The 25411-nt window shown below is 67.0% G+C and carries 26 protein-coding genes; 15 read left to right on the forward strand and 11 right to left on the reverse strand.

Features of this window, described 5'->3' with window-relative positions; genetic code table 11:
• Nucleotides 1-203 precede the first annotated feature (203 nt).
• The gene (locus tag B1964_RS04430; protein ID WP_366664256.1) at nt 204-1118 is read left to right on the forward strand and encodes an alpha/beta fold hydrolase; all 915 of its coding nucleotides are present in this window, start codon (nt 204-206) and stop codon (nt 1116-1118) included.
• 16 nt (nt 1119-1134) lie between these two features.
• On the opposite strand, the gene B1964_RS04435 is transcribed toward B1964_RS04430, so the two are convergent.
• From B1964_RS04435 to B1964_RS04455, 5 genes are all read right to left on the reverse strand, one after another.
• Entirely contained in the window at nt 1135-1749 is a 615-nt protein-coding gene (locus tag B1964_RS04435; protein WP_079928998.1) for a TetR family transcriptional regulator, read from the reverse strand.
• A 97-nt stretch (nt 1750-1846) separates the two neighbouring features.
• Nucleotides 1847-3508: a SulP family inorganic anion transporter gene (locus B1964_RS04440; protein WP_079929030.1), complete on the reverse strand. Its 1662-nt coding sequence runs from the start codon at nt 3506-3508 to the stop codon at nt 1847-1849.
• A 44-nt stretch (nt 3509-3552) separates the two neighbouring features.
• Nucleotides 3553-3927, reverse strand: a complete 375-nt coding sequence (locus B1964_RS04445; protein ID WP_079928999.1) for a metalloregulator ArsR/SmtB family transcription factor — start codon at nt 3925-3927, stop codon at nt 3553-3555.
• Nucleotides 3928-4075: 148 nt separating this feature from the next.
• A complete protein-coding gene (locus B1964_RS04450; protein WP_079929000.1) occupies nt 4076-4585 on the reverse strand; it encodes a histidine phosphatase family protein in 510 nt (169 codons plus the stop codon).
• Nucleotides 4582-4944 (reverse strand): hypothetical protein, encoded by a 363-nt coding sequence (locus B1964_RS04455; protein WP_079929001.1) that lies wholly within the window; start codon nt 4942-4944, stop codon nt 4582-4584. The genes B1964_RS04450 and B1964_RS04455 overlap by 4 nt, the downstream gene beginning before the upstream one ends.
• 56 nt (nt 4945-5000) lie before the next feature.
• On the opposite strand from B1964_RS04455, the gene B1964_RS04460 reads away from it, so the two are divergent.
• Nucleotides 5001-6023 carry a DMT family transporter gene (locus B1964_RS04460; RefSeq protein WP_020170361.1) on the forward strand — a complete coding sequence of 341 codons (1023 nt, stop codon included), beginning with the start codon at nt 5001-5003 and terminating at the stop codon, nt 6021-6023.
• On the opposite strand, the gene B1964_RS04465 is transcribed toward B1964_RS04460, so the two are convergent.
• Nucleotides 5953-6411: a flavodoxin family protein gene (locus tag B1964_RS04465; protein ID WP_079929002.1), complete on the reverse strand. Its 459-nt coding sequence runs from the start codon at nt 6409-6411 to the stop codon at nt 5953-5955. The genes B1964_RS04460 and B1964_RS04465 overlap by 71 nt on opposite strands.
• 182 nt (nt 6412-6593) lie before the next feature.
• Here B1964_RS04465 and B1964_RS04470 point away from each other — a divergent pair, with 182 nt between their 5' ends.
• From B1964_RS04470 to mmsB, 3 genes are read left to right on the forward strand one after another with little or no spacing between them, the layout of a single operon-like run.
• Nucleotides 6594-8123 (forward strand): CoA-acylating methylmalonate-semialdehyde dehydrogenase, encoded by a 1530-nt coding sequence (locus B1964_RS04470; protein WP_079929003.1) that lies wholly within the window; start codon nt 6594-6596, stop codon nt 8121-8123.
• A gap of 6 nt (nt 8124-8129) precedes the next feature.
• Complete coding sequence (locus B1964_RS04475) at nt 8130-9293, forward strand: acyl-CoA dehydrogenase family protein (protein ID WP_079929004.1); 1164 nt, start codon at nt 8130-8132, stop codon at nt 9291-9293.
• A 33-nt stretch (nt 9294-9326) separates the two neighbouring features.
• Nucleotides 9327-10196, forward strand: a complete 870-nt coding sequence (gene mmsB, locus B1964_RS04480) for a 3-hydroxyisobutyrate dehydrogenase (RefSeq protein ID WP_079929005.1) — start codon at nt 9327-9329, stop codon at nt 10194-10196.
• Between the two features lie 56 nt (nt 10197-10252).
• On the opposite strand, the gene B1964_RS04485 is transcribed toward mmsB, so the two are convergent.
• The 3 genes from B1964_RS04485 to B1964_RS04495 form a co-directional block, all read right to left on the reverse strand.
• On the reverse strand, nt 10253-11122 hold the full coding sequence (locus tag B1964_RS04485) for a type IV toxin-antitoxin system AbiEi family antitoxin domain-containing protein (protein ID WP_172398751.1): 870 nt from the start codon (nt 11120-11122) through the stop codon (nt 10253-10255).
• 113 nt (nt 11123-11235) lie between these two features.
• Nucleotides 11236-11739 carry a MarR family transcriptional regulator gene (locus tag B1964_RS04490; protein ID WP_079929006.1) on the reverse strand — a complete coding sequence of 168 codons (504 nt, stop codon included), beginning with the start codon at nt 11737-11739 and terminating at the stop codon, nt 11236-11238.
• A gap of 118 nt (nt 11740-11857) precedes the next feature.
• Nucleotides 11858-12490 carry a TetR/AcrR family transcriptional regulator gene (locus tag B1964_RS04495; protein WP_014361093.1) on the reverse strand — a complete coding sequence of 211 codons (633 nt, stop codon included), beginning with the start codon at nt 12488-12490 and terminating at the stop codon, nt 11858-11860.
• Between the two features lie 212 nt (nt 12491-12702).
• On the opposite strand from B1964_RS04495, the gene B1964_RS04500 reads away from it, so the two are divergent.
• Genes B1964_RS04500 through atzF form a run of 5 tightly spaced genes read left to right on the forward strand, consistent with a single transcriptional unit; the run spans nt 12703 to nt 19563 of the window.
• Nucleotides 12703-14304, forward strand: coding sequence for an amino acid permease (locus B1964_RS04500; protein WP_079929007.1), 1602 nt, complete (start codon nt 12703-12705; stop codon nt 14302-14304).
• Nucleotides 14305-14360: 56 nt separating this feature from the next.
• Nucleotides 14361-15197 carry an urea amidolyase associated protein UAAP1 gene (locus tag B1964_RS04505; RefSeq protein ID WP_079929008.1) on the forward strand — a complete coding sequence of 279 codons (837 nt, stop codon included), beginning with the start codon at nt 14361-14363 and terminating at the stop codon, nt 15195-15197.
• A 54-nt stretch (nt 15198-15251) separates the two neighbouring features.
• Entirely contained in the window at nt 15252-15923 is a 672-nt protein-coding gene (locus B1964_RS04510; RefSeq protein ID WP_079929009.1) for an urea amidolyase associated protein UAAP2, read from the forward strand.
• Nucleotides 15920-17905, forward strand: a complete 1986-nt coding sequence (locus B1964_RS04515; RefSeq protein ID WP_079929010.1) for a 5-oxoprolinase/urea amidolyase family protein — start codon at nt 15920-15922, stop codon at nt 17903-17905. Before B1964_RS04510 ends, B1964_RS04515 begins: the two co-directional genes overlap by 4 nt.
• Nucleotides 17902-19563 carry an allophanate hydrolase gene (gene atzF / locus B1964_RS04520; RefSeq protein ID WP_079929011.1) on the forward strand — a complete coding sequence of 554 codons (1662 nt, stop codon included), beginning with the start codon at nt 17902-17904 and terminating at the stop codon, nt 19561-19563. The genes B1964_RS04515 and atzF overlap by 4 nt, the downstream gene beginning before the upstream one ends.
• A 203-nt stretch (nt 19564-19766) precedes the next feature.
• Here the strand turns inward: atzF and B1964_RS04525 are convergent, their stop codons facing one another.
• Nucleotides 19767-20363: a TetR/AcrR family transcriptional regulator gene (locus B1964_RS04525; RefSeq protein WP_079929032.1), complete on the reverse strand. Its 597-nt coding sequence runs from the start codon at nt 20361-20363 to the stop codon at nt 19767-19769.
• A gap of 48 nt (nt 20364-20411) precedes the next feature.
• Here B1964_RS04525 and B1964_RS04530 point away from each other — a divergent pair, with 48 nt between their 5' ends.
• From B1964_RS04530 to B1964_RS04550, 5 genes are all read left to right on the forward strand, one after another.
• Nucleotides 20412-20906 carry a DUF4188 domain-containing protein gene (locus B1964_RS04530; protein WP_079929033.1) on the forward strand — a complete coding sequence of 165 codons (495 nt, stop codon included), beginning with the start codon at nt 20412-20414 and terminating at the stop codon, nt 20904-20906.
• 129 nt (nt 20907-21035) lie between these two features.
• Nucleotides 21036-22625, forward strand: a complete 1590-nt coding sequence (locus B1964_RS04535; protein ID WP_253193884.1) for a hypothetical protein — start codon at nt 21036-21038, stop codon at nt 22623-22625.
• Nucleotides 22626-22728: 103 nt separating this feature from the next.
• Nucleotides 22729-22923: a hypothetical protein gene (locus B1964_RS04540; RefSeq protein WP_079929013.1), complete on the forward strand. Its 195-nt coding sequence runs from the start codon at nt 22729-22731 to the stop codon at nt 22921-22923.
• A 56-nt stretch (nt 22924-22979) separates the two neighbouring features.
• Complete coding sequence (locus B1964_RS04545) at nt 22980-23885, forward strand: DUF3558 family protein (protein ID WP_079929014.1); 906 nt, start codon at nt 22980-22982, stop codon at nt 23883-23885.
• Nucleotides 23882-24454: a DUF3558 domain-containing protein gene (locus B1964_RS04550; RefSeq protein ID WP_079929015.1), complete on the forward strand. Its 573-nt coding sequence runs from the start codon at nt 23882-23884 to the stop codon at nt 24452-24454. The genes B1964_RS04545 and B1964_RS04550 overlap by 4 nt, the downstream gene beginning before the upstream one ends.
• Here B1964_RS04550 and B1964_RS04555 read toward each other — a convergent pair.
• Nucleotides 24438-25316 (reverse strand): acyl-ACP thioesterase domain-containing protein, encoded by an 879-nt coding sequence (locus tag B1964_RS04555; protein WP_079929016.1) that lies wholly within the window; start codon nt 25314-25316, stop codon nt 24438-24440. The two genes, B1964_RS04550 and B1964_RS04555, sit on opposite strands and share 17 nt — an antisense overlap.
• Nucleotides 25317-25411: the final 95 nt, after the last annotated feature.

Below are 25411 nucleotides of genomic sequence, written 5' to 3' on the forward strand. Positions count from 1 at the left end.
GGGGCCCCGCCGCCGTCACGGCTGACGGCATCAGCTGCGGCTCATCTGCGGGCGAGCAAGGTCTTCTCGACCTTCGCCGCCCGGGGTTACCGTTAGGCGTGTCGTTTCTTCTCGATCACCGCGTGCGCCGCCCCGGGTCCTGCCGTCCGCCAGGGAGTCGGGGCCGACGTCGCGTCACGTCCGTCGCCGTTGCGGCGATGGTCATGGGCTCCGTGTTCGGGATCGGGGCGGCCCAGGCCCGGCCGCACACTCCGTTACCCGTGACCTACGACTTCCTGGCCGGTATCTCCGCCGAACTCGCCCATCCCGGCGGGTCGCTCCCCGGCACCAACGACTACTCGTGCCGCCCGTCGGCCGCCCACCCGCGGCCGGTGATCCTCGTTCACGGCAGCGGCGGTGGGCAGCAGACGAATTGGGCGACGCTCGCGCCAGTGTTGGTCAACGCCGGCTACTGCGTGTTCGCACCCACCTACGGTGCCCTCGGCACGGTGTGGCCGGTGTCGGCGCTCGGCGGACTCGGTCCCAAACCCGACAGTGCCTGGCAGATCAAGGAATTCATCGACCACGTGCGCGCCGCGACCGGCAGTGATCAGGTCGACATCGTCGGACACTCGTTGGGCACCGAGATCCCCACCTACTGGCTGAAATACCTTGGTGGGCGCGGCCATGTGGCCCACTACGTGTCGCTCGCGCCGTACTGGCGTCAGGGACCCGACGACGACGACGTCCGCGGCGAGACGATCGCCGCATTCCGCGCGCGACTCGGGATCGCGCCGCCCGGTCATCCGGCGTGCCCCGAATGCACACCTGCGCCGGCGGATCTGAACTTCAACCAGGCGGTCCGCCTGCCCTCGCCCTACCTGCCGGGGGTGCGGTACACCAACATCGTGACGCGCGACGACGAGATCGTCACCCCGTACTCGTCAGGCATCCTTCCCGGACCACCCGGCACCGACGTCACCAATATCGTTGTGCAGGAAGGCTGTCCGATCGATCACGCCGATCACCTGTCGATCGTGGCGAACCGGCGATCTGTCGCGCTGGTGCTCAACGCTCTCGACCCGGCTCATCCGCGCCTGGTGCCGTGCGTAGCGGTGTCGCCGGTCACCGGTGGCTGATCGGCCGTGACGCTGATCAGGAGGTAACGTACGTGCCGAGCATCCGGACGAACGCGTCGGTGGTGTGCTCGACCGACTCCGGATCACCGGTCATCACATAGCCGAGGGTGAGCCCGTCGGCGGCCGCCACCACCGCGGGAGCGATCTGCTCTTCGGGTATCGCCCAACGGAATCCGCCGAGTCGCGCGCCCTCGCGCAGCATCCGGATGACCAACTCGGTGTAGCGCGCGTACAGGTACTCTGCCAGCGGTTCCAAGCCTGTCGTGCGGCGTGCGAACAGTCCGAGCGAGATCAGCGCATGCTCGCGGGTCGCGTTGCCGACGACGTCTCCGGCGAAGCTCTCGAATCCGGCGCGGATCACCTCGCGCGGATGTAGTGGTGCGTCACTCGAGCGTTCCTCGAGCGCGCCGATCCGCTCGTTGAGCGCATCCAATTCCTCGTTGATGCCATGCTCGGCCACCGCCGCGAGCAACTCGTCGCGACTGTCGAAAGCGTAGAACAGCCCCGACTGCGGAACGCCCGCCTCCAGGGCGATCCGTCGTGTGGTGGCGCTCTCGACACCTTCGGTCGCGATGACCCGCAAGGTGGCCTCGATGGCGAGTCGGCGTCGCTCGGCGACACTCAACCGCATCGGGTTCTCCTCTGTGTGGTCCGGCCGACGAGAAGTCGGCCGAGACATTGTTGTGTGGACGTGTTCAGTGGACGAAAGTGAACACACCGGATAGTACTCACAACGTGGTTCGAGCCGCATCGCCTGCGGGATCCGCGACGGCAACGTGATTGCGGGCGTGCGCAATCGCGCTATCCAAGGAGTCGATCAAATGGTTCTCGTGACGCAGGGAATCCACCACGCCGACACCGGTGAGCAGTCTGAGGTGTGCGGGTTGCACGCCCTTGATGATGACGGTCACGCCGCGGGACTCGAGTTCGGTGACGATCTCGGCGAGGGTGTGAGCCCCGGTCGCGTCGAGCATCCCGAGGTGCGACATGCGGATGATCACCACCTGGACGGTATTGGCGCCTTCGCTGATCGTTGTCGAAATACGTTCGGCCGCACCGAAGAACATGGCGCCATCCAGTCGCAGCAGGGCGATGTGCTCGTCGCCGGGCATCGGCGGGCCGGGTAGGTCCTCGCGAGTCACCGCGGAGCGACGGGCGATCTGGCGCAGCGCGAAGAACGCCGCTACCACGATTCCGATCTGCACTGCCTCGATCAGGTCGAAACAGACCGTGATCACCGCGGTCACGGCGAAGATCAGGGCATCAGATCGTGTGGAGTGCAGGATCTTTCGTATCGTCGATGCCGAGATCATGCGGAAGCAGGTGACCATCAGGACACCGGACAACGCGGCGAGCGGAATCGTCGACACCGGGCCGGTCGCCAGGTAGACCACGCCCAGCAGGAACAACGAATGAACGATGGCCGCCACCCGGGTCCGGGCCCCGGCACGGACATTGACGGCAGTCCGCGCGATCGCGCCCGTGGCAGGCATGCCGCCGAACAGGCCCGATGCCATCGACGCGAGCCCTTGGCCGGTGAGTTCGCGATCGGGATCGTACGGTCCGGTCGGCGACATCGTGGCCGCCACCCGCGCCGACAACAGCGACTCGATGGCGGCGAGCGCGGCGATGGCGACGGCCGCGCTCAGAAGCGAGTGCAGCGCTTGAGTGTCCACATGCGGTAACACCGGCGCCGACAAGTGCGACGGGAGTTCGCCGATCGCTGCCACGTCGATGTGGGCGAAATGGGTGACCAGGGTGACGACGACGATGGCGGTCAGCGATTCCGGGATCGAACGGTGCAGCCGTGGGAGCGTGACCATCAGGGCGGCGACGACTGCGACCACACCCAGTGTCTTCAGTGCGGCCGACCAGTCGGCGTCGGCGATCACCGACCACGCGGCGGGCAGGGTGCGCTCCCCCTTGGGGGGCGTGGAAGCGAAGGCCGCCGGTACCTGCTGCAAGAAGATGGTGATCGCGATACCCAGGGTGAATCCCTCGATCACCGGCCACGGGATGAAGGTGACCGCGCGGCCGAGCCCGACTGCGCCCGCGAACAGCACCAGCAGCCCGGCAAGCACCGTGACCAGTGCGATGCTGCCGATGCCGTGTGCAGCGACGATGGGGGCGAGGATGACCGCCATCGCACCCGTGGGTCCCGAGACCTGCACATGGGACCCCCCGAAGACCGCTGCGACCAGGCCGGCGATGACAGCGGTGATCAGACCTGCGGCGGCGCCGACACCGGACGAGATGCCGAAGGCCAGAGCGAGGGGCAAGGCCACCACGCCGACAGTGACCCCGGAGACGACGTCGACCTTCCACGACGACCGCAACCCCGCATAGTCGGTGCGCGTGGGGAGCAGGCGGGCGGTGCGGCTGCGAACGATCTGCGCGCCTCGGCGGACGGTCGCGCCGGCCTGGTCGAGCTCGTTCACGCCCGGACGACTGGCGGTAACGCGGAGATCGCGTCGTACTGCTCGCGCTGCTCGTCGAGCGTGTCGGCCAGGAAGGTCCGGGCGATGAGCAGCAACTCCGACACCTTCGGATGGGCGAGCGTGTAGAACACGGCGTTGCCGGTGCGCGTCGAGCGGACGACGTGATGCCGTTTGAGCACTGCGAGATGTTGGGACATGGTGGTCGGGCCGATGTCGATGATGGTGAGGAGTTCGCTCACCGGGGTCGGCGAGTCGTTGGCCGAGAGGACCTCGAGGACCCGGATACGCGCCGGATGGGCGAGCGCCTTGAACAGGTTGGCCTTGATCTCATAGAGCGGCTGATCGATGCCAGTGAATCCGTTGGTCGACACGGGGGCTCCTCGGTCATCCATCGCTCTATATCAACGATGAATTAATGGATTGCGTGATTGCTTAATCGATAGTACGGCGCAGAACCCCGCTGGACAAGTCGGAGATTGCAGACCACGAAAGTGGTCGACGGGTGGAGCCGATGCGAGGTCAGTCGCGCGGAACGCGCACACCGAGGAGGTGGGCGTCGGGATCGTGGTCGACGCCGATCGTCTGCCAGGGCACACCGATGCGCACGACCGCGTAGGCGGAGGTGGGGAAGCGATCAATGGTGCCGTGTGGGTCGAGGGTGAGCGCGGTGGTCGGCATACCCGGGTCGTGACCGACGACGAGGACAGTCGTGGCGTCGGACGGTGTGTGCAAGCGCAACGCCTCGAGCACGTCGGACGGGCTGCCGCCGTAGAGGTCGTCGAGGTAGACGGTCGGGGCGCTGATCCCGGTCCGGTCGAGCGTTTGCCGGGTGCGCGTGGCCGTCGAGCACAGCACGGCGTCGACCGACAGTCCCTCCTCGGTCATCCATCGACCGGCCAGGGCTGTCTCGCGCCGACCGCGGTCGGCGAGCGGGCGCCCGTGATCGCCGAAGCCCGGCGGGTAGCCGGACTTGCCGTGGCGCATGAGGACCAGCGTCCGCCGCGGGCCGGCGGTGTCGGCGTGGCTCACGCGACGCCTCGGCCGTTGCGGGCTGTCGTCGCCGGGCGCGACGACAGCGTGTCGCGGGAGTGCTGTGCGCGGGCCAACACCCGGGCGGTAGCCCGCCACGCCGCGGCCTCCTGACGGTGGAAGCAGGCCGACTCGGCGGCGTGGTCCCACTCGCCGTGATTCCGAACGGGGTCGTCGACATCCGCCTCGGTGGCCGCGTCGGCGCAGGTCTCGGCCAGTTCGGCGGCGGTGTCGGCGTCGGCGGCCTCGTCCAGGCACCCGACGATCAGGTGGTCGACGAGCGAGGGGTCGGTGCACACGGCCTCGATCGTGGTGGCATCGAGGGTCGCGAGGATCTCCAGTTCTGATCGCAACCGCATGCATCCAACCTACGACGTGCAAACCTCGCCTCGCGGGTAGGCACACCGTTAGCCTTGTGGACGTGCATTCCTGGGTTCCGGCGATACTCGCGGTTCTCGCGGCACTGTTGATCGCCGCCGGAACCGTGTTGCGTCAGCGTGCGTCCCGGGCGTCGGGTGCGATCACCCGCGGCTGGTGGGCGGGGGCGTCCATCGCGATCGCCGGGTTCGCGCTCCAGGCGGCTGCGCTCGGCCTCGGATCGATCCTGCTGGTGCAGCCACTCGTGGTCCTCGCGGTGCTGTTCGCCCTACCGCTCGAGGCGTGGGCCGATCGGCGCCATCCCGCCAAGCGCGAGTGGGCATGGGGTGCGGTCCTGGTGATCTGCGTGGCAACGTTCCTGCTCATCTCGCGCCCCGAACCGTCGATGCGCCGACCGCACGACCTGGTCGTGTGGGCGACGGTCGCCGCGGTCGCCGCGGTGATCGTGTTGTGTGTGGTCTGTGCCGAGCGTTCGACCCCGCACTATCGGGCGCTGTTCTACGGGTTGGCCGCGGGCACCCTGTTCGGGGTGTCGGCGCTGCTGATCAAGACCATCGTCTACCAGCTGCTGCACCATCCGGTGCACCTGTTCATGCACCCCGAGCTGTACCTGTTCGTCGTGGTCGCCACCGGCGCGATCCTCGCCCAGCAGAAGGGTTTCGGTGCCGGCGACCTGCAGACGTCGTTCCCGGCGATGAATGTGATGGAACCCGCGGTGGCGATGGCACTCGGCGTGGTGCTGCTCGGCGAGAACCTCAAGGTCTCGACGACCACGGCCCTGTTCCTCGGAGTGGTGTTGGCGGTGATGATCCGGTCGGTCGTCGAGCTGGCCAAGGAATCGGCGGTCCGGTGCGGCACCTTGCCCGGCCAGCCGGCGCCTACGGTCTCCGAGGGCCCTGTCTCCGAGGACGCGGGGGTCGATCCGACCGGGGATGCGTCGACGCCCCGGGCCCAGCCCGAGCCCGGAGCGTCGACTGGCAGTGATCAGATCAGGCGGTTACCGGATCGATCACGGGGATCAGATTCTGCGCCCACGTCGCGGCCATCACGCTCGGCTTGACCGCCGAGGAGTTGTCGTGGCGGGCGTGCTCGCCGACCTGCGTGGCGCCCCGTGCGGTGAGCTTCTCGGCCATCAGTTCACCGCCGCGGTTGAAGGTCTCGCCGTAGACCGTGTCGCCGAGCCCGAACACCGCGAACCGTAGGCCGGACAGGTCGGGGGCCAGGGCGTCGAGTTCGTCGGCGAAGGGCTCGGCGCCGGTGGGCAACTCGCCCTCACCGTAGGTGGAGCAGATCACCACGAGGAAGTCCTGGGCGTCGAGATCCTCCACCGCGAACTCGCTCATGTCGTAGATCGACGGATCGTGATCGACGCTCAGGACGTCGGCGATGGCATCGGCGACCAGCTCGCTGTTGCCGGTCTCGGTGCCGTAGAGGATGACGACGGACATGGGACTCCTTCCAGAAACATAGCAAGGCTACCCTAATTTGCTCCCGCTTCACCATCCGGTCGGGTCGTGCTGCTCACCACATTCGCCGCCGGTGCATGACGGCCGACCCTTGCGCAATTACTTGGATGTCCTAGTATTGGGGTGTCCCCAGAATCCCGAGCAGAAGTCCAGGTGATCTCGCGGTGAGTACAACCACCACCTCCATCCCGCACTACCTCAACGGCACCAAGGTGACCGCCGACGGCGGTCGCTTCGCCGACGTCTTCAATCCGAGCACCGGCGCCGTCGCGGCACAGGTTCCGCTCGCCAGCACCGACGACGTGGCCAAGGCGGTCGAGACCGCCAAGAAGGCCCAGCAGGAGTGGGCCGCGTGGAACCCGCAACGGCGCGCCCGGGTGCTGATGCGCTTCGTCGATCTCGTGAACAAGAACGCCGACGAGATCGCCACCACCCTCTCGCTCGAGCACGGCAAGACCCACGCCGACGCCCTCGGCGACATCCAGCGCGGCATCGAGGTCATCGAATTCGCGATCGGCATCCCGCACCTGATCAAGGGTGAGTTCACCGAGGGCGCCGGGTCGGGCATCGACGTGCACTCGATTCGTCAGCCCCTCGGTGTGGTCGCGGGCATCACCCCGTTCAACTTCCCGGCGATGATCCCGCTGTGGAAGGCCGGCCCGGCGCTCGCCTGCGGTAACGCCTTCATCCTCAAGCCCAGTGAGCGGGATCCGTCGGTTCCGGTCCGCCTCGCCGAATTGTTCACCGAGGCAGGACTTCCCGACGGTGTGTTCCAGGTCGTCCATGGCGACAAGGAGGCCGTCGACGCGCTGCTCGATCACCCCGACGTCAAGGCGCTCGGCTTCGTCGGCAGCTCCGACATCGCGCAGTACATCTACTCCACCGCCGCGGCGAACGGCAAGCGTTCGCAGTGCTTCGGTGGCGCCAAGAACCACATGATCATCATGCCCGACGCCAACCTCGATCAGGTCGTCGATGCATTGATCGGCGCCGGCTACGGCAGCGCCGGGGAGCGGTGCATGGCGATCAGCGTGGCCGTGCCGGTCGGGGAACAGACCGCAGAACGGTTGCGCGCCAAGCTTGTCGACAAGGTCAACGCGTTGCGCGTCGGACACTCACTCGACCCGAAGGCAGACTACGGGCCGCTGGTGACCGCAGCCGCACTCGAGCGGGTGCGCACCTACATCGGCAAGGGTGTCGAGGAGGGTGCCGACCTGGTGATCGACGGTCGGGAACGGGGCAGCAACGAGCAGACCTTCGGTGACGAGGACCTGTCCAACGGCTTCTTCATCGGCCCGACGCTGTTCGATCATGTCACCAAGGACATGTCGATCTACACCGACGAGATCTTCGGTCCGGTGCTGGCCATCGTGCGCGCCGCCGACTACGACGAGGCGCTCGCCCTGGCCTCGGATCACCAGTATGGCAACGGTGTTGCGATCTTCACCCAGGACGGTGACGCCGCCCGCGACTTCACCGCCCGCGTCGAGGTGGGCATGGTCGGGGTGAACGTTCCCATCCCGGTTCCGGTGGCCTACTACACCTTCGGCGGCTGGAAGCGGTCGGGCTTCGGCGACCTCAACCAGCACGGTCCGGCGTCGATCCAGTTCTACACCAAGACCAAGACCGTCACCTCACGCTGGCCGTCGGGCATCAAGGACGGCGCGGAGTTCGTCATCCCGACGATGGACTGATCGGCGATGACGACCTTCGTGGACTCCGGTCTCGACGCCGACGAGCGCGTCATCGTCGAGACCGCGGCCGACTTCGCCGCGAAACGCATTGCCCCACATGCTCTGAGGTGGGACGCCGACAACCACTTCCCGGTCGCCGAGCTGCGCGAGGCCGCGCAGCTCGGCATGGGTGCGATCTACTGCGCCGAGGATGCCGGCGGTAGCGGTCTGCGCCGACTGGACGGGGTGCGGATCTTCGAACAGCTCGCCTACGCCGATCCGGCGGTCGCCGCCTTCCTGTCCATCCACAACATGTGTACGTGGATGGTCGACGAGTACGGCACCGATGAACAACGCGCACAGTGGGTTCCACGGCTGGCGGGCATGGACACCGTCGCCAGTTACTGCCTCACCGAGCCGGGTGCCGGTTCGGACGCGGCAGCGTTGTCGACCCGTGCCGAGCGGGTCGGGGACGAGTACGTGCTCACCGGCGTCAAACAGTTCATCTCCGGTGCGGGTTCGTCGGATCTCTACGTCGTGATGGCGCGGACCGGGGATGCCGGGCCCAAGGGCATCTCCACTTTTCTCGTCGAGAAGGACTCGCCGGGGCTGAGTTTCGGTGCCCAGGAGCACAAGATGGGGTGGCACGCCCAACCCACCGCGCAAGTGATCCTCGACGAGGTGCGGGTTCCGGCGACCAACCTCCTCGGTAACACCGAGGGCATCGGATTCGGTATCGCGATGAACGGCCTCAACGGCGGCCGGCTCAACATCGCGGCGTCGTCGTTGGGTGGTGCGCAGGCGGCCTTCGACAAGGCGGCCGCCTACGTCGCCTCCCGAAAAGCCTTCGGGGCGGCGCTGATCGACGAGTCGACCATCCGGTTCACGCTGGCCGACATGGCGACCTCGCTGCACACCTCGCGCCTGATGCTGTGGCACGCGGCGAGTGCACTCGACGCCGGCGCCCCGGACAAGGTCGAACAGTGTGCGATGGCCAAGCGCTACGTCACCGACTCGTGCTACACCGTCGCCGACCAGGCGCTGCAGCTGCACGGCGGCTACGGCTACCTGGCCGAGTACGGAATCGAGAAAATCGTCCGGGATCTGCGCGTGCACCGCATCCTGGAGGGGACCAACGAGATCATGCGAGTCGTGGTGGGTCGGTCCATCGCGTCGCGCTTCTCGAACTGACATCACCGAGAGATTCGATATGGAGATTCGACAATGACGACGATCGCCTTTCTGGGACTGGGCAACATGGGTGGGCCGATGGCGGCGAACCTGGTCAAGGCCGGGCACACGGTGCACGGCTTCGATCCGGTGCCCGAGGCGGTGAAAGCCGCGCAGGAGAGCGGTGTCGAGACCTTTCCGACCGCGGTGGAAGCCGTCGCGGTCGCGCAGGTCGTGATCACGATGCTGCCCAACGGCGCGATCGTCAAGCAACTCTACGACGAGATTCTCCCGGCGAGCGCCACCGGCACGCTGTTCATCGACAGCTCGACGATCTCGGTCGCCGATGCCCGTGAGATCAATTCGCGCGCCGGTGATCTCGGCTTCGCGCAGGTCGACGCCCCGGTGTCGGGAGGTGTGAAGGGCGCGACCGCGGGCACCCTCGCATTCATGGTCGGCGGCAGCGAGGAGGCCTTCGCCGCGGCGCGCACCACCCTGGATCCCATGGCAGGCAAGATCATCCACTGCGGTGACGCCGGTGCCGGACAGGCCGCGAAGGTCTGCAACAACATGCTGTTGGCCGTGCAGCAGATCGCGGTCGGCGAGGCCTTCGTCCTCGCCGAGAAACTCGGCCTCTCCGATCAGGCGCTCTACGACGTCGTGACCGGTGCGACCGGCAATTGCTGGGCCATCGAGACCAACTGTCCGGTGCCCGGCCCGCAGCCGGCGTCGCCGGCCAACAACGAGTTCAAACCCGGCTTCGCCACCGCGCTGATGAACAAGGACCTCGGCCTGGCCATGGACGCCATCGCCGACACCGGTTCCCGCGCACCCCTGGGAACCCATGCGGCGCAACTGTATCGGGCCTTTGCCGAGCAGAACGCGGGACTGGATTTCTCGGCGATCATCGAGACCTTGCGTTGAGGTGAGCACTTCTGGGTGATGTTGTGTCCGCAATCCGGGCACAACATCACCCGGAATCACGCTGCTGGTGACTGCAGCGCCTGCGCGACTCGGTCAGCCACGACGGCCGGGCGGTCGATCAGGTCGGACCACGTGAAGTTGAGTACCGTCCACCCCGCCGCGACGAGTGCGTTGCGCTTGGTGCGGTCTCGTTGAAACGTTACCGCGTCGCGGTGGAAGCCGAAGCCGTCGATTTCCACCGCGACCATGTGGCCGGGAAACGCGAAGTCGATGACGTACCCGCACGAAGGCAGGTTGGCGACCCACCCGGTGATGTCAGCCGAGCGAAAGAGCTTCACCGTGAGTCGTTCGGCCTCGGATCGTGCGCCGTCGCCGACCAGCCGCAGATACTGCGCCACTTGTGCCGCGCCGCGGCGTCGTGGGTACCGGGCATGCGCTGCCGCAAGCGACTCGGGGGTGACGCGCCGGGACAGGAGGGCCGAGTCGATCACCGACATTCCCAGGTCGAGTGCGGCGTCGAGGACGGTCAGGTCGGGGCCGGTGGTCCGGAGGCCGTCGTGGACGATGATGTCCTTGTCCTGCAGTGGTCGGTAACGTGCCACGGCGGTAGCCGACGACCGATGATGTCGCCCGTGGGTGCTGGTGAAGACCACGTGCTTGCGCGGCTCCGTGGCGTGTAGGCCAAGCCACCACGCGGCGGCAACTCCACCCAGGACGGCTTGCCGATGTACCGAGAGCACCGCGATGCGTGCTTGTGCGCGATCCGAACGTGCGTGTCCGGAAACGAGATAGACCCCTCGTGCGACGACCTGCCAGGTGCCGGAGGCGACCCGTCGTTGGATCGCCGACGCGCTGAGTCCGCACGCAGTCGCCTCCTCGGTGGTGAACACGCCGTCACGTCGCACCGACAACTCGTGAATGTCCATGACGAATTCGACGCGGGACACCGCCAGTCGGTTCCACGACGCTTCGGATCTGTGTTCCGGGTGATGCTGTGCCCGCATTCCGGGCATAACATCACCCGGAACGACGACCACCGTCAGAAATCCCCCGCGTGATGACGCAGCGAGTGGATGGCGCCGACCAGACCTCGGATCTCGTCACCGTCCATGCCGACGTCGGCGAACACCTCGCGGTTGAGTGTTGTCGTGGCGTCCTCGACGGTGGAGCGCCCCAGGTCGGTGATCTCCACCAGCGTGGTCCGGCCGTCGGTGGGGTGGGGCAGTCGCCGGACCAGCTGTGCCTCCTCGAGTCGACGGATCGCGTGGGTGACGCTGGTGACGTGGACCTGGAGTCGGTCGCTGGCCTTGGTGATCGGCAGGGCGCCGTGCCGCGAGAACGCGAGCAGACGGAGCAACTCGAAGCGAGAGAACGTCAAATCGTAAGGGCGCAAGGCGGTCTCGACGCGTGCCAACAGAATCTGATGGGCGCGCATCACCGAGGTGACCGCGACCATTCCATCGGCGACATCACCCCATCCGGCTTCGGCCCAGTTGTCCTTCGCCTCGGCGATGGGATCGAAACGCATGCTCCGGCCTGCCATGCGTCATACCCTATCCCGGCACCCGGTGTGCCGCGGCAACCGATCGCCCTGGTCGCCACGCACGGGAGGGCCCGAGATCGGTCGGAACAGGTGGGTCGACGGAGTCCGACCCCCGGCGTCACGGCGCAGCGAGCAGGACGCGGATGGCGCCGACGATGGTGTCGACCAGCGCGGCGACGGTGTGATCGCCGAGTTCGCCGCGTTGCTCGTCGGAGCGCAGCATGATCACCGATTCGACGAGGCGGAAGGGGAGCAGTCTGCGCATGTCGGTGGGGTCGTCGAGGGCGGCGGCGGCCAGGGACTCGTACGCTCCGGCCAATTCTTGTCGGGCGGAGCGGAAGTGGGCGTATCGCTCATCGGCGACCTCGGGTAGTAGATAGAGCGAGCCGAGATTCCAGCGTGCGTCGACAAGCTGTTGGGCGTCGATGCGCGCAAGTTCGAGGAGCCGGTCGAGGGCGGGGGCGTCGGACCCCAGCAATTCGCGCGCGGTCTCGAGCGAACCGACGACGGTCGTGTCCAGCAGCGCGGCGAGGATGTCGTCCTTGTTCTTGAAGTAGTGATAGAGCGAGGCCTGCCGAATCCCGACCGCGTCGGCGATCATACGCGTCGAGGTACCGCTGTAGCCGTGTCGGACGAACAACTCGCCTGCGGCGTCGAGGATCTCGTCGCGTGCGGTGGCTCCGCGCCGCTTGGGCTCGGTCAGGCGAGGCCGCCCGGGGCCGGTGCCGCGGGGTGGCGCGGTACGGGACATGGCGGCTGGCTCCTCGCGCTCGGCTCCTCGGAAAGAGGAGCATGCTGGTCGGTTTCGCGACAGAATCAGCCTAACGCAACGGTGCGTAACACGGCTGTCACAGGGGTTTCCCGGCCCGCAACATATCTATCACTCGACAGAAATAGATCGACGGTTATCTATCAACTGACAGATACAGCGCTCGACGGGGAGCCCTACCGAAGGACATCGCCATGACCATGACCGCTCACTCATCCCCGGAGCCCACCCCGACTCCTGCCTCTCCGTCGTCGGGCGGAGGTGACTCCGACGACCTCCTCGACCTCGGCTACGACCAGCAACTGCACCGCTCGCTCGGCAAGTTCGCCTCGTTCGCGGCCGGCTTCTCGTTCGTCTCGATCCTGACGACCATCTTCCAATTGTTCGGTCTCGGTTTCGGATTCGGCGGACCGGCTTTCTTCTGGACCTGGCCCATCGTCTACGGCGGCCAGTTCCTGGTGGCGTTGTGCTTCGCGGAGATCGCCGCGCGCTACCCGATCTCGGGTGCGATCTACCAGTGGTCGCGCCGAATGGGCGGAGAAGTCGTCGGCTGGTTCGGGGGGTGGTTCATGATGATCGCGCAGATCGTCACCGCGGCCGCGGCGGCGATCGCCCTGCAGGTCGTCCTGCCCGCCGTCTGGACCGGTTTTCAGATCATCGGGGACGACCCGACGCTCACCAGCACCTCCGGTGCGGCGAATGCTGTCCTGCTCGGTTCGGTACTGCTCGTGGCCGTCACCGCGATCAACTGCGTCGGGGTGCGGTGGATGAGCCGCGTCAACAACATCGGCGTGACCTGTGAGCTCGTCGGCGTCACCGCCGTGGTGCTGGCACTGTTCACCCACGCCAAGCGCGGCCCCGACGTCGTCTTCGACACCGGACTACCCGGACAACAACCCGGCTACATCTGGGCGTTCATCGTCTCGGGTCTGATGGCCGCGTACGTGATGGTCGGCTTCGGGTCGGCCGGTGAGCTCGCCGAGGAGACCCGCAACCCCCGTCGGGTCGCACCGCGTACCATCCGGATGGCGCTGACCGTCTCGGCGATCGGTGGTGGCCTGATGCTGCTCGGCGCGTTGATGGCCGCTCCGACACTCGGTGACGACCTCGCGACCGGAGGCCTTCCGTACGTGCTGGATTCGGTGCTCGGTGGTTTCTGGGGCAAGGTCCTGCTGTGCGACGTCGCGGTGGCGATCTTCATCTGCACCCTGGCCATCCAGACCGCGTGTTCGCGGTTGATGTTCTCGATGGCCCGCGACGGCCGACTGCCCTTCTCCGCGCGACTGGCACATGTCAACGCCCGCACCGGAACCCCCATCGCGCCGTCCATCCTGATCGGGCTGCTCTGCGTCGCGACCCTGCTGGTCAACGTCGGCAACCCGGCGATCTTCGCGACTCTCGCGAGTGTCTGCATCATCCTGATCTACCTGGCCTACCTCGCGGTCACCGGACCGATGCTGTACCGACGTCTGCAGGGCTGGCCGAAGGGGACCGTGGAGGTCGACGCCGAGGGCAAGAAAATGTTCGGGCTCGGGCGATTCGGCATCGTCGTGAATCTGGGAGCGGTGATCTACGGGGCGCTGATGGTCGTGAACCTCGCCTGGCCGCGCACCGAGATCTTCGACCCCGCAGGCGACATGCCGATACTGCGTTGGGCCGGCCCGATCTCGATCGCGATCACGGTGCTCGTCGGAATCGCCTGCTACCCCAGGGGAAAAGAGCATCCCAAGCCGGTCACTCCCATCGGCCGGGCCGCAACCAGCCGCCAGACCAGCGACATCGCCACCGTCGACTGACTCCCACGTCGATCACCCCGAACCACCACACCTGTTCGATCCCAAGGACTCTCACCATGAATGCCACCGCAACCACCGCCGGCGCCCGCGCGCACGCCCGGGCCCAGGCCACAACCCTGACCGACTCGATGCCGGTGGTGCCCGCCGCCGGATGGCCGCACCCGCCCGCCGGCGTCGAGGCCGCCGACCTCACCTGGGCCGAGACCGTCCCGGGTGGTCGTTACACCACCAAGGTGCTCGCCCGGGGAACCCGACTTCGCCTGCGCGACATCACCGGAACTGCCTGTGCGCACCTGCTGGTATGGCGTGCCGACGCCCCCCATGAACGTCTCAACGTCGCCGACACCGTCAAGGTGCCCTGGCAGGCCTACCTCACGACGGGGCACACGCTGCTCAGTGACCAGGGCCGGGTGCTGGCCACCGTCGTCGCCGACGACAGCCGTCATCACGACGCACTCTGCGGCACCACGACCCTCGCCGGCAACATAGCCAAATATGGTGCCGGGAGCCTGCATTCGGGCAGTCCTGCCGGACGCGAGATGCTCGTGTTGGCCGCAGCCAAGAACGGGTTGACACCCACCGACGTGGCACCGTCGTTGTCGTTCTTCCACGGCGTCACCGTCGACGCCGACGGCTCGTTGCGTTCCACCGGGTCGGCGGGCGCCGATACGACGGTGGAACTGATCTTCCATCTCCCGTGCATCGTCGCCCTCGCCAACACCGCCCACCCTCTCGACCCCGCGGCCGATTTCGAGGTCGGCCCACTCGAGGTGCTGGCCTGGCGCGCGACAGCCGACCTCGAGGCTCTCGTCGCCGACGCCGAGCGCCGCGACCCCGAATATCAACGGGCCGTCGCCAACAGCGAAGACGCCCACCGCGCAACCCATTTCTGACCTCGACACCCACCCGCGACCACACCCACCCCGATCACACCCACAGGGACAACCATGACCGCCACACTCGATCCGACCCTCGACCCGACGACGGCATCTGCCGATGAGATCGCCCTCGTTCCCGGCGAGGTGATCCTCGACGAGATCGTCGGCGAACGCGGTCCCTGGTCGGGAATCGTCACCGCCGGTGACGTTCTCACCATCGTCGATCTGCACGGCAACCAGGCTGTCGATACCCTCTTCTACGGCGCCCACGATCACACGATCCGCTACAGCGCACAGGCGACGATCGCCGAGCAGGGCAACATCTTCCTGACCACCGGAACGGTGATCCGGGACCAGGAATCGGCGCCGATGATGACCATCGTCGCCGACGAGGTCGGCAATCACGACACCCTCGGCGGCGCCTGCTCGCAGGAATCCAACACCCTGCGCTACGGACACCACACCAAACACCAGCACGCGTGCGTGGAGAACTTCCTGATCGGCGGTGCACGGCACGGTCTGGGCAAACGCGACCTCGTCGGCAACATCAACTTCTTCATGAACGTGCCCGTCGACCCCGACGGATCACTCGGCATCGTCGACGGCCTCTCGGCGCCGGGACGTCGGTTGGCGTTGCGCGCAGAGGTCGACACCCTCGTGTTGGTCAGCAACTGCCCACAGATCAACAACCCGTGCAACGGTTTCGACCCGACCGCGGTGCGTGTGGTGGTGACCCGATGACCGCGTGCGAGATCCTGCGTGCCGGACCGTTCACGACCGTCCAGGACTGGCCCGGTCGCGCCGGCTACTGGAAGGTCGGGGTGCCGCCGTCGGGGCCGATGGACGATCTGTCGTTCCGGCTTGCCAATCAAGCGGTCGGCAACCCCGACTCGGCTGCAGGCCTCGAAGCCACGATGGCCGGCCCCCGACTGCGCTTCGACGAACCCACCGTCGTCGCCGTCACCGGTGCACCGGCGAGTATCTCCATCGACGGAACACCTGCTGCACAATGGGTTCCACTGCATCTTCAGGCCGGCCAGGTCCTCGACATCGGGACCGTCGGGGCGGTCGGTTTGCGCGTGTACGTCGCAGTTGCCGGCGGCATCGACGTCGAGGAGTATCTCGGCAGTCGATCCACCTTCACCATGGGACGATTCGGAGGCAAGGACGGACGGACCCTCGCCGACGGCGATACCCTCCCGATCGGGCCCGCCGGATCGGGTCCGATCACCCGGATTCTCACCGACGAGATCCCGGCGCTGACCAATTCGTGGGAACTCGCGGTGACCGTCGGTCCGCACTCGGCGCCGGAGTTCTTCACCGCCGCCGACATCGACGACCTGATGTCGACCGGCTACGAGGTGCATTTCAATTCCGACCGCACGGGCATCCGTCTGATCGGTCCCCAACCGCGGTGGGCGCGCAGTGACGGCGGCGAAGCCGGCCTGCACCCGTCCAACATCCACGACAACGCGTATTCGGTGGGCGCACTGGACTTCACCGGGGACACCCCGATCCTGCTCGGGCCCGACGGCCCGTCGCTGGGCGGGTTCGTCTGCCCGGTCACCGTTGTCGCCGCCGAACGATGGAAGCTCGGGCAACTCAAGCCCGGCGACACGGTGCGCTTCGTGGCGGTGCGCTCGAGGGCGGCGGCGTCTCCGTCGACGCTGGGCCGCGACCGCCGCGCGAGTTTCCCGCACGTGCTGTCCACCGGCGGCGACGCCGACCACGGCATCCTCGGGCGCACGACCACCGCCGACGGCACCACCGAGGTGACCCACCGGCGCAGCGGCGACGACAACATCCTCGTCGAATACGGGGACATGCGACTGGATCTGGAGCTGCGAGCACGCGTGCATGCGCTGAGTGAACGTATCGCCGCCGAACAGCCGCGTGGGCTCATCGACCTCACCCCGGGCATTCGTTCGCTGCAGGTCAAGGCCGACCCGGACGTCTGGTCACAGACCTCGATGTTGCAGTGGCTGAGCGAATGCGAGGCACAGCTCCCGTCCGCCGACGACCTCGTTGTTCCGAGTCGGGTGGTGGATCTGCCGCTGTCGTGGGACGATCCGGCGACCCGCGAGGCCATCGAGCGGTACATGCTCGGCGTGCGGTCGGATGCGCCGTGGTGCCCGTGGAACATCGAGTTCATCCGACGGATGAACGGGCTCGACTCGGTCGACGACGTCCACCGCATCGTCTTCGACGCCGAGTACCTGGTGCTCGGTCTCGGCGACGTGTATCTCGGTGCACCCGTGGCGGTTCCGCTGGATCCCCGTCACCGGCTGGTGACCACCAAATACAATCCGGCGCGTACCTGGACCCCGGAGAACGCCGTCGGCATCGGTGGCGCCTACCTGTGCATCTACGGGATGGAGGGCCCCGGCGGCTACCAGTTCGTCGGCCGCACCACCCAGGTGTGGAACCACCGCCACCCGCAGACCGCACCCGGCTTCGACCCGGAGCACCCGTGGCTGCTGCGCTTCTTCGACCGCATCCGCTGGTATCCGGTGAGCGCCGAGGAACTCCTCGACATGCGCGCCGACGTCGCCGCGGGCCGCGGCGACTCCGTCCGCATCACTGACGGTATGTTCTCGTTGTCGGCACACCAACAGTTCCTCGACGCGCACGCCGACGAGATCGACGCCACCCGCGGGGCGATGGAGAGTGCGCGCGCCGAGGAACGCGAACGCTGGTCGCAGGGAGGGGAATTCGCCGCATGACACGCATCGATGATCTCTACGCACGTATCGCCGAGGCCGACCGGCCGGAGGTCTTCATCACGCTGCGACCGCACACGCAGGTCGCCGCCGAGTACGCCGAGTCTCTCGCCGCGGGCGGGCCGCTGGCCGGAATGGTGCTGGCGGTCAAGGACAACGTCGACGTCGCCGGTGTGCCGACGACCGCGGCGTGTCCCGGTTACGCCTACACCCCCGACACCGATGCCCCGGCGGTCGCCGCCTTGCGCGCGGCGGGCGCGGTCGTGATCGGCAAGACCAACCTCGACCAGTTCGCGACCGGACTGGTCGGCACGCGCAGTCCTCATGGGGCGGTGCGGGATTCGCGTCGGCCCGACCGGATCTCCGGTGGGTCGAGTTCTGGGTCGGCGGTCGCGGTGGCGTTGGGTTTCGCCGACATCGCCATCGGCACGGACACAGCCGGCTCGGGCCGGGTTCCCGCGGCGCTCCAGGGCATCGTCGGGGTCAAGCCGACCCTCGGGGTGGTGTCCACGACCGGTGTGGTGCCGGCTTGCGCCGATCATGACGTCGTCACGATCTTTGCTGCTGACCTCGACACCGCCGACCGTGCCATGGCGGCCATGGCCGACGCGCGCGGCCCCCGACCTTTCGACGGACACGTCGCCTTCGCCGCCCCCGAGACACCGGTACTCGCCGTCCCGGAGCAACTTCCCGAACTCGACTCCGCGTGGCGGGCAGCCTTCGCCGAAGCGGTCACACGCGCCGAGGACTCCGGCTTTCGGGTGAAGACCATCGATCTGTCGGCTTTCCTCGCCGCCGCCACGCTGCTCTACGACGACGCACTCGTCGCCCAGCGATACGACGCGGTGGGTGAATTCCTCACCGGACTCGCCGATCCGGTGGCTGCGGGCGTCGATCCGACGGTCGCCGCGATCATCACCGGTGCCGGTCGGTTCAGCGCCGTCGACCTGCTGCGGGCACACCGGCGATTGGCCGAGCTGCGCGAGCGGGCGATGCGCGAGTGGGGTGACTCCGACGCGCTGATGGTGCCGACGGCACCGCTCCACCCCCGGATCGACGAGGTGGCCGCTGATCCGATCGGCGTCAACTCGAGGATGGGCTCCTACACCAATTTCTGCAACCTCCTCGACCTGTGCGCGGTCGCCGTGCCCGCCGGTACGGTCACCGAGCCTGACGGCAGCACAGCACAATTCGGGATCACGCTGTTGGGCAAAGCGCATCACGATGCGGCGATCATGGATCTCGCCCGCCGGTACTGTGGTGACCGCGTGCCGCGTGCGGCGTGGCCGGAATCGCATACCGCCGGAGTGGAATTGGCGGTTTTCGGGGCGCACATGCGGGGCGGTCCGCTGACCCACGAGTTGTCCGGGCGTGGTGCCCGGTGGGCGGGGGAGGTACGCACCGCATCGAACTATCGGCTGGTGAAGCTCGACACCGTACCTCCCAAACCGGGTCTCATCCGAGACCCGGAGTGCGGCAAACCGATTCACGGAGAGCGATGGGTCCTCTCGCCCTCCGCCCTCGGCGAGTTCCTCGCCGCCCTACCTGAACCGATGATGCTGGGTCGGGTCGAGCTGTCCGACGGTCGATGGGTCGTCGGATTCGGCTGCGCGGCCGACGCGGGAGCCGAGGGGGAGAGGCTCGGTCGGGATCGGTGGTGACGTTCCCAACGATGGTCGAGACCTCTTGTTCCCGGAAACAGCACCGTAGCAAGCGGTCTCGAGGCTCGGCGCACGCGCCTCGCACCTCGACCATCGATGAGGAAACGACCCGTCATTGCGGGTGGCGGCGGCTTCTGTCCGATGGTCGAGGCCTCGAGACCCTTTGTGCCGATGGTTATCCGGTGCCCGGCGCCCATCAAAAGTCACCCGATCGCGCCCGCACGCCACCCGTCGACGATGGCCGAGATGGCGAGGACGGGGTCGGCGCCGTCGGGAAACAAACCGGCGAGGAGAAGTAGTGACGCGCCGTGTACCTGCGCCCACAACGACGCGGTGACCGTCGTCGGATCGACCGGCCGGAACGCGCCCGAGTCGATGGCCGCGGCCACCGCCTCGTGCAGTGGAGCGAAGGCGTCGGCGCCGGCCGTGATGGTCTCCTCGGTCGCCTCGATACCGAGTGCGCTCAGGCCGAACATCAGCTCGTAGAGTCGTGGGTTGACCAAAGCCCAGCTGACGTAAGCGGTTCCGAGTGCGGTGACATGCTCGATCGGCTCCTCGGTACCCGCCTCGCGTTGCGCCGCGGTGAAGTCACGCAGCGCGCGTACCAGCACCGCTCGGGTGAGATCGTCCTTGCTGCCGAAGAGTGAATACACCGCGGTGGTCGACGTCGACGCCGCCCGCGCGACCGATCGCACCGAGAGCGTCCCGAGACCGTCCGTCTCGACGATCGCGGTGGCCTCGTCGACGAGACGCGCGCGGAGTTCATCGTCGTGGATCTTGGGTCTTGCCATACCCGCAATCGTTCCATAACATCGTTTCGTAACAACGTTACAAAACGAGGAGTCGTCATGGCCGCACGCGAGGCTCGACGAATGACCAACAAGACGCCGCCCGAGGGCACGACGCTGTTCCTCATCGGCATGAGCATGCCGCGGCTTCGGCATCCCGGGGCGTGGCTTGCCGTCTTCCTCGCCATGCCACGAATGTTGATGTACCTCAAGCGAAACCCCGAGGCGGGACTGTTGTCGGGCAAGCTGTACGTGGGGGTGTCGATCATGGTTGTGTCGTACTGGCGAAGTGCGGAGGACATTCGCCGGTTCGCCGCCGACGCCCAGGCGCCACATCTGCCGGCGTGGCGATGGTTCAACAAGCGCTTCGCCGACCGCAATGCCGTCGGCATCTGGCACGAGACCTACGTGATCGGTGAACACGAGACGATCACCAGTGGGATATCGCCGTGGGGTCTGGCCGAAGCGGTGGGTGCTGTGCCGGTGGGTCCGGGAACCAAGACCGCCGCGCAGCGCAGTCGGCACAACGTGGCCGAGATGTCGCACTCGGTCTGAGCCCTCCGGAATCCGCTTGCCGTGTTGTCGAAACTGCACGTTATAGCCTGATGATGAATTGGATGCGCAGCTCGGGTTAGCCGTGGTTTACTGTCTCAGCTTCTCTTCAGGAACCAGGAGTTGGACACCATGGCCGATGTGCTGACCCGCCGCGAAACCGCGCGCCCAGAACGTATTTCCCCGCCGAGCCCGCGGCCACCACGCCACCGGCGCTTCGGGGTTGCGGTGGTCGCGCTGCTGTCGGTGCTGGCCATCGGACTCGGTGTGAGCATGGGGGAGGGGCAGGCACGAGCGGCCAGCACTCAAGACATCATCAGCGGATTGAATGCGATGAAATCCCTCAATCCGGCGACGGGTATCGGGAACGTCGTCGCAGTGCTGATCAACAACAAGGGATCGCAGGTGGCGCTCGAGCAGTGGCGCATTCAGGCCTGTGGGTCCGGCGCCTCGAGTGGCGGCGCCGATTGTTCGGGATCAACGGGGACGGGCATCGCCATCGTGATGCCGGGTCGGTTCGAGCTCACGCCGGATGCCATCTACAAGGGTGCTCAATCGATCGCCAACGATCAGGCCATCAAGACGATCCTTGGCTGGTTCGGTATCGACAGTTCCCTTCCTGACGCCGCCACCCCTCTCGGAAATGCCACCGTGATCGGTGACGGTTTCCAGTTCGCGATGGCCTCCACCGGCGGTAAGGCGACGGCGATCTCGTATCTACCGGTGAGTCTTGCGACAGCCGGCGCCAGTGGCGGGCGAACCGCTTACGCGTTCGCGCTCGTCGGTATCGCCAATGCGTGGACCACCGACGACATCCCGATCGTGATTCTCTCGAAGCCGACCGGGTTGACGATCCCCGGCATCAAGACCGTCGGCTGCTACGGCGGACTCACCGCTGCGTATGCCGAGGGCGTCGGTGCATGCGCAAATGCGTTGGGTACCTTTGACTTCCGGTTCAATCAGTTGGACGCAGCGGGCAAGTCGCTGACCGTCCCGCAGGTGCAGTTCGCGCTGACCGATCCGTCGGCGGTGCTGACCGACCCTTCCGGTGTCTTCAGCAAGGTGATCACCGATATCTTCGCCGGCAAGACACCGACCCTCAGCAAGGACTTCACCCGCCTGTCCCTCGGCGGCGATTCGCTGCTGGCGCTGACGAGTGACTACGGACTGTCGGCGCCGATCACCGTGAACTGGCTCGGGTCGACGATCACGATCTACCCGACCGCGACCGTCAACGGCGCAACCCGCCCGGACATGCTTGCGCTGCCGCAGATCGTGACCGGTGATCTCGACACCTCCCAGATCATCCCGATCATCACGATCCCGCAGATCACCTTCCCGTTCGGGCTGGCGCCGCTCGGGCCGTATGTGAGCAGCACACCTGCGCTGACGACGACGTCGGCCCGGACGTTGGCCGCGACGAAGACCACCACCTCACGCGCCGCGCAGAGCGCCGTCGCCGATGACGAGACCGGCACCACGTCGTCGAGCTCGAACGCAACGACGTCGAGCACCACACCGAGCACGACGACGTCGAGCAGCACAACCACGCCGAGTTCGTCGTCGAGCACCAGCCGGTCGTCACAGTCGAGCACCTCGTCGGAGACGCGAACCAGCGCGCCGTCGGCGGCCCCGACCTCGTCGGCGGGCACGGACACCGGTACCGACTCCGGCGGCACGCAGAGCTCCGGCGGCGTCCCGGCGGTCAGCCCGGCCAACTGAGGGTTCTCCTCGTCGGTGGGAGCACCACCGCGCATGTCGCCGATGCACCACGCCCGGTTCGTTACAGTGGATGGCAACTCGCCGACAAGGAGACTCCGACGTGATGGCCATCGATCCGAACAAGAGCAAAGCCGTCGGTCAGGTGGTGCGGCAGCATCCGATGATGAGTCTGGTCGCCGTGTCCCCGGCCATCGCGATCTTCGTGCTGCTCTGGGTGTTTGGCATCGAATGGCTGGCCATCGTCTTCGCCGTCGCGGCGATCGGTGGTGGCTACTACCTGCTGACCCGGCAGAAGTAGGCCTGGTCGATGTCAGCGGGGGAGATCGTGCGCAGTCCCCGACGGGAGCGCTGATCGTGGCGTCCACCCGCGTCGACAGCTGGATCTGGGCAGTGCGTCTGACCAAGACCCGATCGGCAGCCGGTGCCGCCTGCCGCGGCGGTCATGTGCGCGTCAACGACGTCACGGCCAAACCCGCTCAGCAGGTCACCGTCGGCGACCGCGTGCAGGTGCGCCTGGCCGGGCGTGAACGCATCGTCGAGGTCACCAAGCTGATCAGCAAGCGGGTGTCGGCGCCGGCAGCGGCCGAGTGCTACATCGACCACAGCCCGCCACCGCCACCGCGCGAGATCCTGGCCAGCCAGCCGCGCCGCGATCGCGGGGCGGGTCGTCCCACCAAGCGAGAGCGGCGCGATCTCGACAAATTCCGCGGTGGCGCAGGCTTTCTCGGGCTGGCCGCGGTACTCGCGGTGCTCCTCGTCCTCCTGGGTGCGTGTTCGTCGGACTCCGACGACTCCTCCGCGCCGACCCGCAACACCCCGGAGGCACCGGGGCCGGCCGGCGGTGGACCGTACTTCGGGGAGTGTGGGGGCGTCACCACCGACGAGGTCGGCAAGATCACCAACTTCGGCGGCCTGTCCCTCGTCGTCGACAATCCGTCTGTGTGCGAATGGAGTTCGGGTCCCAGTCGCACCGGCGCGGTGGCGTCGTTCAACTGGTACCGGGGCTCGCCGATCGGTCGTGAACGGGCCACCGAACAACTGTCCCGGGAATCGACCAAGGACATCGACATCAACGGGCACAAGGGTTTCATCGCCTCCGACCCGGGCATCTGCGAGATCGGTATCCAGTTCGGCGCCGACTTCTTCGAATGGTCGGTCAGCTCCGGGACCGGCGTCGCGGGCACCACGCCGACCGACCCCGACGCGATCTGCACCGCCGCGCGTCAGCTGTCGACGATGTCGATCGAGCGTGCGAAATGAAGCGCCGCAACCGACTTCGCGCCATGCTGGTCCTGCTGATCGTGACGGTGGTGGCCGTCGTCGCCGCCGGATGCTCACGATCGGTGGACGGAACGCCGTTGTCGGTGCAGCAGGCCAACTCCCAGGGCGGAGACCAGTCCGGCAATGTCGACACCGATCAATACGATCAGCTCACCCTCGAATGCCAGATCCTGCGCACCGACCAAATCGCCAAGGCGGTCGGCGGTACGGGCGCCGAGGCCATCTTCTTCGGGGCGAACTGCCGGTGGTACGTCGACGGCCCGGTGGCGGCGTACGTGACCTTCAACTGGTTCGAATGGGGCACCGTCAACGTCGAGAAGGACACCGCGAAGAAGCTCGGCTACACCACCAACAACGTCAAGGTCGCCAGTCAGGCCGCCTTCACCTCGACCGATCCGCGCCGCCCCGCGGTCTGCGGGGTGACCACGCGGGCGCCGAGTCGGGGCATCTACTCGTTCTGGGTCGAGCCGGTGGGCGGCTCGGCCGCTGCGGACCCGTGCGCCGCGCCGACGAAACTGATGGAACTGGTGCTCAGCGGCGGTCAGTGAACGCTGCGCGCGTCACCGACACCGTTGCTGCGACCCGTAATCCGTCCGGGCTGTCGTCGTCTGCGGGCACCATCATCCACACCAGTAGCTGGTTGGGTTCGCGTATGCGGCGCAGTGTGATCGGCGTGCCCGGCACGATCGGGCGCAGATATTCGATGACCACCCGGTGCGGACCGTCGATGAGATCGGGGTGCTCGCCGAGCTCGTCCTCGATCGCCTCGAGGTAGGCGGCGTTGTTGAGGTGCTTGAACGGATCGAAATCCGTGCTGCGCAACACATGTGGACGGTCGGGCACATCGAGCATCTCCGCGGCGGGCGCGGTCTCGGGATTCATCGACTTCCACCGCAGGCGGTGTTCGTCGGTCATCGACGAGAGCATCTCGAAGGCATTGTCCGACAGTCGTGACGGCATCCCGAGATCGTTGACGTTGATCCAGAACGCCTCGGTCTCGATGAGACCGGCCGGGCGGGGATCGGGATTGAAGCGATTCGTCTCGTGGTCGGCGGTCAGACGCACCCGCATGTTGGTCCACCGGGTGGACAGGGCACCGCACCAGCGCTGCGCGGTGATCGACGCGGGCCAGGAGAACGGGACGATGACATCGATGATGGTGCGACGCACGATCCAGAACGGATCGGTGTCGCCGAAGTCGGTGGCCTCGATGTTGTCGTTGGCGACGTCCTGTAGGTACCGCGCGACGGCGTCGAGCCGTACCCGCATCTGTTGGTCCACGTCGCCGGTGCGGACCCGATACCCGGCCTCGAAGTACCGCGCTCCGGTCTTACGATCGGGGAGTGGGGTCGTCGTGGCGGGATCGCCTGGGACCTGTCCGGATGCGTCGGGCCGGGCGGCTGTGCTCACTCGAAGTCCTCGTGTCTCGTCCGCTGTGTCAGAGTTAAGATACAGTGAACCGCTAAACTAGAACACGTTCTAGATGGAGAGAAGCAGGGAAACCC

Origin of the sequence: Gordonia sp. i37 (assembly GCF_002043085.1) — a bacterium.
GTDB classification, from domain to species: domain Bacteria; phylum Actinomycetota; class Actinomycetes; order Mycobacteriales; family Mycobacteriaceae; genus Gordonia; species Gordonia polyisoprenivorans.

What these genes read in the sequence shown, in the direction of transcription:
- B1964_RS04535 (WP_253193884.1), top strand. Translation starts at nt 21,036, where the DNA reads ATGGCCGATGTGCTGACCCGCCGCGAAACCGCGCGCCCAGAACGTATT.
- B1964_RS04495 (WP_014361093.1), bottom strand. Translation starts at nt 12,490, where the DNA reads ATGTCCCGTACCGCGCCACCCCGCGGCACCGGCCCCGGGCGGCCTCGC.
- B1964_RS04455 (WP_079929001.1), bottom strand. Translation starts at nt 4,944, where the DNA reads ATGCGGTTGCGATCAGAACTGGAGATCCTCGCGACCCTCGATGCCACC.
- B1964_RS04490 (WP_079929006.1), bottom strand. Translation starts at nt 11,739, where the DNA reads ATGGCAGGCCGGAGCATGCGTTTCGATCCCATCGCCGAGGCGAAGGAC.
- B1964_RS04510 (WP_079929009.1), top strand. Translation starts at nt 15,252, where the DNA reads ATGACCGCCACACTCGATCCGACCCTCGACCCGACGACGGCATCTGCC.
- B1964_RS04540 (WP_079929013.1), top strand. Translation starts at nt 22,729, where the DNA reads ATGGCCATCGATCCGAACAAGAGCAAAGCCGTCGGTCAGGTGGTGCGG.
- B1964_RS04430 (WP_366664256.1), top strand. Translation starts at nt 204, where the DNA reads ATGGGCTCCGTGTTCGGGATCGGGGCGGCCCAGGCCCGGCCGCACACT.
- mmsB (WP_079929005.1), top strand. Translation starts at nt 9,327, where the DNA reads ATGACGACGATCGCCTTTCTGGGACTGGGCAACATGGGTGGGCCGATG.
- B1964_RS04505 (WP_079929008.1), top strand. Translation starts at nt 14,361, where the DNA reads ATGAATGCCACCGCAACCACCGCCGGCGCCCGCGCGCACGCCCGGGCC.
- B1964_RS04550 (WP_079929015.1), top strand. Translation starts at nt 23,882, where the DNA reads ATGAAGCGCCGCAACCGACTTCGCGCCATGCTGGTCCTGCTGATCGTG.
- B1964_RS04500 (WP_079929007.1), top strand. Translation starts at nt 12,703, where the DNA reads ATGACCATGACCGCTCACTCATCCCCGGAGCCCACCCCGACTCCTGCC.
- B1964_RS04465 (WP_079929002.1), bottom strand. Translation starts at nt 6,411, where the DNA reads ATGTCCGTCGTCATCCTCTACGGCACCGAGACCGGCAACAGCGAGCTG.
- B1964_RS04475 (WP_079929004.1), top strand. Translation starts at nt 8,130, where the DNA reads ATGACGACCTTCGTGGACTCCGGTCTCGACGCCGACGAGCGCGTCATC.
- B1964_RS04515 (WP_079929010.1), top strand. Translation starts at nt 15,920, where the DNA reads ATGACCGCGTGCGAGATCCTGCGTGCCGGACCGTTCACGACCGTCCAG.
- B1964_RS04435 (WP_079928998.1), bottom strand. Translation starts at nt 1,749, where the DNA reads ATGCGGTTGAGTGTCGCCGAGCGACGCCGACTCGCCATCGAGGCCACC.
- B1964_RS04530 (WP_079929033.1), top strand. Translation starts at nt 20,412, where the DNA reads ATGGCCGCACGCGAGGCTCGACGAATGACCAACAAGACGCCGCCCGAG.
- B1964_RS04485 (WP_172398751.1), bottom strand. Translation starts at nt 11,122, where the DNA reads ATGGACATTCACGAGTTGTCGGTGCGACGTGACGGCGTGTTCACCACC.
- atzF (WP_079929011.1), top strand. Translation starts at nt 17,902, where the DNA reads ATGACACGCATCGATGATCTCTACGCACGTATCGCCGAGGCCGACCGG.